The organism is Nostocoides sp. (assembly GCF_035343835.1).
GTDB classification, from domain to species: domain Bacteria; phylum Actinomycetota; class Actinomycetes; order Actinomycetales; family Dermatophilaceae; genus Nostocoides_A; species Nostocoides_A vanveenii.
The window spans coordinates 1-7,208 of sequence record NZ_DAOQZV010000167.1 but is presented as its reverse complement, the minus strand read 5'-3'; the positions used below and the strand labels follow the sequence as shown (position 1 = coordinate 7,208).

Below are 7,208 nucleotides of genomic sequence, written 5' to 3'. Positions count from 1 at the left end.
GCTGCCGCGGGCTCGGCGGCCGGGGCCGGCGTGGCGGCGGGTGCGGGGATGACAACGGGCGGAGTGTTTACCGGAGCTGGGCTCACGCGCTCCGCAGGCACGGCGGTCGCCGTGGTAGCGGACCGGGCGGCGGCCGGAGCGGTGCTGCGAGAAACGATCGTGCCCAGAGCGCGCTCGTCAGTGCGCTTGTTGGGCACGCCCCCGTCGAAGCCGGCGGCGATGACGGTCACCCGCACCTCGTCGCCGAGCGCGTCGTCGATGACCGCACCGAAGATGATGTTGGCGTCGGGGTGCGCGGCCTCCTGGACCAGGCGCGCGGCCTCGTTGATCTCGAAGAGGCCCAGGTCGCTGCCACCTTGAATGGAGAGCAGCACGCCGTGCGCACCGTCGATGCTCGCCTCGAGCAAGGGCGAGGAGATCGCGGACTCGGCGGCTTGGACCGCTCGCTCCTCGCCCCGCGAGGAACCGATGCCCATCAGCGCCGATCCCGCGCCGGACATCACGGACTTGACGTCGGCGAAGTCGAGGTTTATCAGACCGGGGGTGGTGATGAGGTCGGTGATGCCCTGGACACCGGAGAGGAGCACCTGGTCGGCGCTGCGGAAGGCATCGAGCATCGAGACCGACCGGTCGCTGATCGACAGCAGCCGATCGTTGGGGATGACGATCAGCGTGTCGACTTCTTCGCGCAGCGATCCGATGCCCGTCTCGGCCTGGTTCGCACGACGGCGGCCCTCGAAGGTGAACGGACGCGTCACGACACCGATGGTCAAGGCGCCGAGGCCCTTGGCGATCTTGGCGACGACCGGCGCACCGCCCGTGCCGGTGCCGCCGCCTTCACCGGCGGTCACGAAGACCATGTCGGCACCCTTGAGGACTTCTTCGATCTCCTCGGCGTGGTCCTCAGCCGCACGGCGCCCGACCTCCGGGTCAGCGCCGGCACCGAGGCCGCGCGTCAACTCCCGCCCCACGTCGAGCTTGACGTCGGCGTCGCTCATCAGCAGCGCTTGCGCGTCGGTGTTGATGGCGATGAACTCGACGCCCTTGAGGCCGGCCTCGATCATCCGGTTGATGGCGTTGACGCCACCGCCGCCGATGCCGACGACCTTGATGACGGCCAGGTAATTCTGGGGTGCAGCCACTGTGCGGGCCTTCCTTGACTTGCGTATGTGACGGATATCCGATCGCCCCGTGAAGTCCGGTACTTCCGGGTGGCCCTGGCGGAAGTTTCACCGTAAAGGTGAGGTTAAGACATTCCGAGTGACCTGCTCGATGTCGAAACTATGCTGCGGCGCCAGCCCATGCAAATGACCGCGCGGGCGTGTCGCGCAGGAATTCACTTATTCCCGGGAACCACGGAAACGCCCGTCACACCAGTCACATCCGCCCCACCGGTGGGCCGCCTCGGCGGCGGTGCCACCCCGCGGATCAGGTCGTCGTGGGCGTGTCCGGAGCGCTGACGTCGATGGTCGCCGGCTGCTTGGTGAGCAAGATCTGAACCAGCCGTGCCTTGACCTCCGCCCGGTCTGCGCCTCCCCAGGTGACGCTGGTCGCACCCACCCGGAAGGACATCGACTCGGTGACGTCGATACGCAGGTTTTGCACCTTTGCCCGCAGGGATTCGGGCAACGCAGTGAGCAAGCCGAGGGCGGCCTTGACGCCGGCGGGCGAGACCTGGCCGGAAGCGCTCGACACGACGGGGACGCCTGCTGGCGCCTTGGTCACGCGTTCGGCTACGACGCCCTGAATGTCTACAAGGTCAACTTGACCTTTAGCCTTTTCCACGCCCAGGACCGGCACCCGGGCGACCACCTCGACCACGAGTGACCGGGGCAGACCGCGTCGTACCGTGGCATCGGCCACCCGGGAATCTGCCTCGATCTGCGCCTCCAACGACCCGGTGTCCACCCGCAGAACGGGCACGCCGACAGCCGATGCGGTGACCTTCTTGGCGATCGAGCGGACCAACTCCGAGCTGCCGGTGATGCGCACCTCGTGCACAGCGAAAATGGGTGAGGCGAAGGCAATCCACAGGGCTAGCAGGGCCGCGACCAGCGCACCGGCGAGCCACGCCAGGCGGCGTCGTCCGCCTCGCCCGGCCGACCGGGCCAGGCCGCCCGGGAAAGCCGTCACGCGCCCGTCGGAGCGCGCCGCCTCGGGAATGCCGAGCCTCATTCCCGGCCTCCGTCCAGGGCCGCGAGAATCAGCGGGGCGAGCCGGGTGACGTCACCTGCTCCGACGGTGAGCACCAGGTCCCCGGCAGCGGCCTTCGCCACCAGGCGGCGCACGGCGTCCGCGGGATCGGCGGCCAACTCGGCCTCGCCACCGAGCGCAGCCAGTTCCGCGGCGATCAGGTGGGAGTCGACACCGGGCATCGGCTGCTCCCGCGCTCCATAGACGGGAAGGAGCACGACCTGGTCCGCCCCGGCCAGGCCGGCCGCGAAGCCCGGGGCAAAGTCTCGGGTCCGGGAGTACAGGTGGGGTTGGAAGACCACGCGCACCGAGGCACCCGGCGCGACGACGGCGCGTGCTCCGGCAACGACGGCCGCGACCTTCGGCGCATTGTGGGCGTAGTCGTCCACCACGTCGACACCGGCGGCGCTCCCCCGCCGCTCGAAACGGCGCCGGGTGCCGGGGAAGGCCGCCAGCCCCGCGGCGAGGGCGACCGGGTCCAGACCCAGACCGGCCCAGCCGACGCTCAGGGCGGCCACCGCGTTGACCAGGTTGTGCCGTCCCGGAGCAGCGACGGTCAGGTCGAGGGGCATCCCGTCATAGGTGACGATCGCCCGGCTGGTCAGGCCCGCGACGGCGACGTCGGTGATGCGCACATCCGCCTCCGGCGCCTCGCCGTAGGTGATGACGCGGCGCCCGCCTGCGCGCATCGCGGACGCCAGCCGCGCCGACCCGGCGTCGTCGGCGAAAGCGACGAGCACACCGCCGGGCTCCACCGATCGGGCGAAGGCGGCATACGCTGCTTCGACGTGGGCGACGTCGCCATAGAAGTCGAGGTGATCCGGCTGCACATTGGTGACCACCGCGATGTGGGGGCGGTAGCTGAGGAAGGAGCCGTCCGACTCGTCGGCCTCGGCCACGAAGACCTGCCCGCTCCCGCGCAGCGAGTTGCGGCCGAGATCGACCAGTTCCGAGCCGATCGCAAAGGACGGGTGGGCCCCGGCGGCGCGCAGCGCCGAGACGATCATCGCCGACGTGGTCGTCTTGCCATTGGCGCCCGCGACCGCCACCCGCGTGTCATCGCCCATGGCACTCGCGAGCGCCTGGGCCCGGTGGAGCACGACGCGCCCATCGGCGCGTGCGGCGGCGAGCTCCGCGTTGCTCTCGGGAATGGCGGAGGAGACGATCACGGTGTCCACGCCCACAAGGTGCGCGGGGTCATGCCCGACCGCGACCGCGATGCCGTCGGCGCGCAGCCGCTCGACGGCCGGGCTCTCGGCGCCGTCGCAGCCGGATACCGTGACACCGAGATCGCTGAGGAAGGCGGCGACGCCGGACATGCCGCTACCGCCGATGGCGATGAAATGGACGCGACCGAGCGCGGCGGCGGGCCGGGTCGGCTCGCCGAAGTCGAAACGTTCGTTGACGCCGTAGGGCACGACTTACCTCTTCATGCTCCGGGTTGCGTATGCCTGCGCGACCAGCCCCGCCAGCAGGCGGTCACCGCCCGCTTGACCCACCGAGGCCGCGCCACGGGCCATGGCGCGCAGCCGGTCGCTGTCGCGCAGCAGCGGGATCACCGTCTCGGCGACCCACTCCGGATTCACACTCGCGTCCGGGACGAGCAGGCCACCGCCGGCAGCAACCACATCGGCGGCGTTGAGCTCCTGCTCGCCGTTGCCGATCGGCAAGGGCACATAGATCGCCGGCAGGCCGACGGCGGTCAGCTCGCAGACCGTGTTGGCGCCGGCGCGCGCGACCACCAGGTCGGCGACGCTGTAGGCCAGCTCCATCCGATCGGCATACGGGCGCACGACATAGGGCGCGCCGGTGCCGGTGTCACCGACCTCGAAGGCCTTGCCGGCGCCGGTCAGGTGGAGCACCTGGACGCCGCCGGCCGAGAGGTCCAGGGCGCGCGCCTCGAAGGCATCGTTGAGCCGCTTGGCGCCGAGGGAACCGCCGGTCACCAGCAGGGTCGGCCATTGGGGATCCAGCCCGAAGTGCGCCAGGGCCTCCTCGCGCATCGCGGCCCGGTCCAAGGTGCTGATCTCGGGTCGCAACGGCATGCCCACGACCTGGCTGTGGGTCAGCTTGGTCGAGGCGAAGGTGGTGCCGACGAAGGGTGTCATCCGGGCGCCGAGGCGATTGGCCAGGCCGGCCCGCGCGTTCTGCTCGTGGATCACGATCGGGATGCCCGCGCGCCGAGCGGCCAGGTAGGCCGGGGTCGAGACATAGCCGCCGAAGCCGACGACCACCTGGGCGCCGGTCTCGTCGATCGCGGCCGCGGCCGCCTGGACGGCGCCGCGCAACTTGCCCGGCACCGCGACCAGGTCGCCGGAGGGCCGGCGCGGCAAGGGCACCTTGGGGATGGTGTGCAGCGGATAGCCCCGTTCGGGCACCAACCGGGCTTCGAGCCCGGTGGCCGTGCCGAGCGCGGCGATGGCGATATCGGGCCGGATCACGCGCAGCGTGTCGGCGAGGGCCAGCAGCGGCGAGACATGCCCGGCGGATCCCCCGCCGGCCAGCAGCACCGAGTCGGGAAGCTCCAACTCGCTCATGAGGTGGTCTTTCGTCGCGCCCGGCCGAGCACTGCCATCGAACCCTTGACGGCAGACGGGCGCAGCGCCAGGGCCTCTCGGCAGCCGGGTTCGGCCCGGGCGAAGGCGAGGAGCATCCCGGCCGCGAGCATGGTGGTGATCAGCGACGAGCCACCAGAGGAGACGAAGGGCAGCGGGACGCCGATGATCGGCAGCGTCCCGATCACGGCACCGATATTGATGATGGCCTGCACGAGGATCCATACCATCACCCCGACGGCCGCAATGCGCACGAAGAAGTCGTCGGTTCGCACGACGAGGCGATACGTGGCATACGCAAAGACCGCGAAAAGGGCGAGCACGATGAGCGCGCCGATCAGGCCCAGCTCTTCACCGATGATGGCGAAGATGAAGTCGTTGTGCGGCTCCGAGAGCCACTGCCACTTCTCCTTGCTCGCGCCCAAACCGATCCCGGTCACGCCGCCGTCGGCCAGGGCGAACTGAGCGTGCAGCGGCTGGCGGCAAATGCCGTAGTACAGGTCCTCGTTCTTGGGCTTGCAGACCGAGGGGTTGAGCCAGATGTTGATCCGGCCTAGGCGGTTGGAGCTGGTCAAGGTGGCTAGTGCCAACAGGGCGACGCCACCGATGCCGGCGGCCGCGAACCAGCGCAGCCGGACGCCGGCGGCGAAGAGCATTCCCGCGACCAGCGCGGCGATGACCATGGCGGTGCCGAGGTCATGCCCGATCATCACCAGCAACAGCACGATCGCGGCCGCCGGCATCACGAAGGGGATCATTGCCTCGCGGAAGTCACCGAGAACCCGTCGCTTCTGGGCGAGCACGCGGGCCCCGAAGAGCACCAACGCGAGCTTGCCGAGCTCGGAGGGCTGCAGGGAGGTGAACTTGAGGTCCAGCCAGTTGCGGTTGCCGCCCTGGCCGGTGCCGAGCGGGGTGAAGACCACCAGCAATTGCAGGAAGACCGCCACGAGCAGGGCCAGGCCGCCGATCCGCTTCCAGAACGACATGGGCAGGCGCATGGCGATGACCAGCGCAACAAGCCCGAGGATCGCGAAGACCAGCTGGCCCTTGAAGACGGCGAAGGGGGTGTCGTCATCCTTGAGCGAGACGATCATCGACGCCGAGAGCACCATGACCAGACCGACCGAGACCAATAGCGCGGTGACCGCGAGCAGCAGGTAGTAGGTGGCCGCGGGCGAGTCGAGCAACTCGCGCGTCCGGCCGAAGGCGCGCCGGTTCGCGACGCCCGAGGCCGGCGTCGTGGTGGCACTGCTCACTGAGCTACTCCCCGCTGGACGTCAGGCGCGCGACCGCGGCCGTGAAGGCATCGCCGCGTGCGCCGTAGTTGGCGAACATGTCCATGGACGCGGCCGCCGGCGCCAGCAGCACCACATCTCCCGGCTGGGCCAGGCGTGCGGCCGCGACCACGGCGCGATCCATCGCACCAGTGTCGGTGTCGGCGAGGTCGACCACGGGGAGGTCGGGCGCGTGTCGGGCGAGGGATTCGGCAATTCGCGCGCGGTCGGCCCCGATGAGCACCGCCCCGCGCAGGCGCCCGGCGAATCGCTCCACCAGGTCGTCGATCTCGGCGCCCTTGAGCAGCCCGCCGGCGATCCAGACGATGTGCTCGTAGGCCGCCAGGGACGCCGACGCTGCGTGCGGGTTGGTGGCCTTGGAGTCGTCGACGAAGCGCACGCCGGCGACCTCGCCGGCATACGCGACGCGGTGGGGTTCGGGCACGAAGTCGCGCAGCCCCGCGGCCACGGCATGCGGATGCACCCCGTAGGCCCGCGCGAGCGCGGCCGCCGCCAGCGCATTCGCGACGACATGCGGCGCGGCCGGTATGCCGTTCAGCTCCAGATCCCCCAGACTCGCCACCGGGACGGCGCTGGTGGCGCGGTCCTCGACGAACGCGCGGTCGGCCAGGATGTCGTCGACCAGGCCGACCATGGAGCGGGCCGGGACGCCGAGCGTGAACCCGATGGCCCGGCAGCCCTCGATCACCTCGGCCTGCTCGACGAGGCGCTCGGTCGCCGGGTCCTGCACGTTGTAGACGCAGGCGATCTCGGTATTGGCGTAGACCTTGCCCTTGGCCTTCTCGTAGTCGGCGAGCGAGCCATGCCAGTCGATGTGATCGGGCGCGATGTTCAGGCAGACCGAGGCCAGCGGGCGCAGCGAAGAGGACCAGTGCAACTGGAAGCTCGACAACTCGACGGCGATCACGTCATACGGCTCGGGATGCAGGACGGCCTCGAGGATCGGTGTGCCGACATTGCCCGCGCTCGTGGCCCGCAGGCCGGCCGCCCGCAGGATGGCGGCGAGCATCTGCACCGTGGTCGTCTTGCCGTTGGTGCCGGTGATCGTCAGCCAGGGCGCCGCCCCCTCGCGCGCGCGCATCCGCCAGGCCAGTTCGACCTCACCCCAGACCGGGATCCCGGCGGCCGCCGCTGCGGCCAGCAGGGGCTGGTCCGGGCGCCAGCC

General features: G+C 70.4%; 6 protein-coding genes. All 6 read right to left on the bottom strand.

Annotation, left to right across the window (positions count from 1 at the left end):
* The coding region (ftsZ, locus tag PKH97_RS11705) for a cell division protein FtsZ (RefSeq protein WP_324387634.1) at positions 1-1,142 on the bottom strand (1,142 nt) is incomplete at its 3' end.
* Between the two features lie 286 nt (positions 1,143-1,428).
* A complete protein-coding gene (locus tag PKH97_RS11700) occupies positions 1,429-2,175 on the bottom strand; it encodes an FtsQ-type POTRA domain-containing protein (RefSeq protein ID WP_324387633.1) in 747 nt (248 codons plus the stop codon).
* Positions 2,172-3,611: a UDP-N-acetylmuramate--L-alanine ligase gene (murC, locus tag PKH97_RS11695; RefSeq protein WP_324387632.1), complete on the bottom strand. Its 1,440-nt coding sequence runs from the start codon at positions 3,609-3,611 to the stop codon at positions 2,172-2,174. The genes PKH97_RS11700 and murC overlap by 4 nt, the downstream gene beginning before the upstream one ends.
* A 3-nt stretch (positions 3,612-3,614) precedes the next feature.
* Positions 3,615-4,730, bottom strand: a complete 1,116-nt coding sequence (gene murG / locus PKH97_RS11690) for an undecaprenyldiphospho-muramoylpentapeptide beta-N-acetylglucosaminyltransferase (RefSeq protein ID WP_324387631.1) — start codon at positions 4,728-4,730, stop codon at positions 3,615-3,617.
* Positions 4,727-6,004, bottom strand: coding sequence for a putative lipid II flippase FtsW (gene ftsW, locus PKH97_RS11685; RefSeq protein ID WP_324387630.1), 1,278 nt, complete (start codon positions 6,002-6,004; stop codon positions 4,727-4,729). Before ftsW ends, murG begins: the two co-directional genes overlap by 4 nt.
* Positions 6,005-6,008: 4 nt before the next feature.
* Positions 6,009-7,208, bottom strand: a 1,200-nt coding sequence (gene murD, locus PKH97_RS11680; RefSeq protein WP_324387629.1) for a UDP-N-acetylmuramoyl-L-alanine--D-glutamate ligase, incomplete at its 5' end; no start/stop codon positions are given.

What these genes read in the sequence shown, in the direction of transcription:
- PKH97_RS11700 (WP_324387633.1), bottom strand. Translation starts at nt 2,175, where the DNA reads ATGAGGCTCGGCATTCCCGAGGCGGCGCGCTCCGACGGGCGCGTGACG.
- murG (WP_324387631.1), bottom strand. Translation starts at nt 4,730, where the DNA reads ATGAGCGAGTTGGAGCTTCCCGACTCGGTGCTGCTGGCCGGCGGGGGA.